The organism is Methylobacterium variabile (assembly GCF_001043975.1).
Lineage (GTDB): Bacteria > Pseudomonadota > Alphaproteobacteria > Rhizobiales > Beijerinckiaceae > Methylobacterium > Methylobacterium variabile.
The window spans coordinates 1-940 of the sequence record NZ_LABY01000473.1; the positions used below are offsets into that span (position 1 = coordinate 1).

The window sequence follows — 940 nt, forward strand, 5'->3', positions numbered from 1 at the left end:
GATCAGACCAGCCCTCCACCCACCGTGGAACGCGCTTCCGGATGTCAACCCGTTGCAGCGCTACACTTGATTTCACATATCCGAACGCTTCGGCCGTGTAACGGCTAACCTCCGCCAGCGGGTGTTCCTCCGTCCGCTCGATGCAGGCCTCAATGTGGTCGAGCGGTCGACCCGCCGCCCGTGAAAGGGCAAGACCAAAGCGCAGCTCGCCGATCGTGATCGCTGAGACAAGCTGCGGCGCAGCGGGATCGAAGGCCGCGAGCGCTGCGCGGACGGCACGGTTGTTCGGCCGACCTGCGTCGTAGAGGACCGACACAAGGTTGGTGTCGAGGAGATAGGTGTCCATCAGTGGATGTACTGCCTCAGCAGCTGTACCTCTTCCTCGGGGGCCGGCGTGAACGCCTCAAGCGCCCAAGCGCCGCGATTGCGCTCCACTAAGGGTCCGAGATATTCGTGCAAGGGCATGTACGCCGTGAAATTCTCCGGCAGCCATCCGTGGAACGAATGATCCACCCGGCGCTCGTGCTCATGACCACGGAAGAACTCGAGGAGTCGACGTTCGAGGCGCGGCGGTAGATCGTAGGCTCGCAGCACCTCCGCATCGACTTCGACCAGAAGCCTGTTCAGGACGTCATCAATCCCTGCCGGTCTCAGCGCTTCCGCGCCCGCGGCCGCAGATGCAGAGTGGTATTTCTTCACGGCTTCCACGACATGGCCTAGCGCTCGCTTCGGCATTGGGAGGAGCTTGAGCAGTTCATTGGTGAAGTGCTGGTTAGACGCTCTTTCAGCGAGAAAGGCGTTGGCCAGAGGGCCGTTGAGGATCGCCTCAAGCGCCTCAAGCGGTAGCGCATCGCTTGTCGGCCAGATGCCAAAAAAGCCCTGCGATGCGACCAGACTGGATCGGTCCGATGCCGCTGCCATACGCCAGAGCCCACGAGAC

The 940-nt window shown here is 62.1% G+C and carries 2 protein-coding genes; both read right to left on the minus strand.

The window, feature by feature from the left end; genetic code table 11:
- The coding region (locus VQ02_RS33970; RefSeq protein WP_048448693.1) for a PIN domain-containing protein at positions 1 to 346 on the minus strand (346 nt) is incomplete at its 3' end.
- Positions 346 to 940: hypothetical protein (locus VQ02_RS33975; protein ID WP_245239296.1), on the minus strand; the 595-nt coding region annotated here is incomplete at its 5' end. The genes VQ02_RS33975 and VQ02_RS33970, both read right to left, overlap by 1 nt.